Below are 559 nucleotides of genomic sequence, written 5' to 3'. Positions count from 1 at the left end.
GTCGAAGGAGGCCCGGACGGCTGATGCCCTTATCGCATTCGCCGAGCAGGCGCTGGGCATGGCAAAGGCATCGGGCGGAGACAATGTCTCCATACATGGCGTGGCGAACGTCTCGCACGTGCCCAAGGACTGGCTCATCTATCGATAGTCAGACTGCGGCGGCTTGCCAACACGGCCGATCCGCGTCTTCAGCGTCGTCATTGAGGGTAGCAGTCATGGCACCGTGTCCGCATTGCGCCATGAGCAGACTCCGATCAACCCGGCCCGTCGTCGACCTGAAGATGCCCGGTAAGAAACGTCACAAAAGCACGAATGCGGGGGGAGAGTTGCCTGCTGGTCGGCCATAATGCCGCCAGCTCGCCAGTCGTAAGGATGTGGTCGTCCAAAAAGGACACCAGCGATCCAGCTTCAATTTGGGCGGCGACGGCAAAGGGCGGCATAGCGGCGATGCCGAAGCCCTTTTCAGCTAGGTGCACCAGCGGCTCTATGGTGTTGGCACTCATGGTCTCTGGGATCGCAATGACGCCACCGCCGGTTTTCAGCGGCCAGTCGATGATCT

Annotated in this window: 1 protein-coding gene; it reads right to left on the bottom strand. The window is 60.6% G+C overall.

The features are described 5' to 3' along the window. Positions 1-254 precede the first annotated feature (254 nt). On the bottom strand, positions 255-559 hold a 305-nt coding region (locus tag ACPYOI_RS35920; RefSeq protein ID WP_481424151.1), incomplete at its 5' end, for a LysR substrate-binding domain-containing protein.

This window comes from Rhizobium sp. SVR5-2C (assembly GCF_056755115.1).
This window is presented reverse-complemented; position numbering and strand designations above follow the sequence as displayed.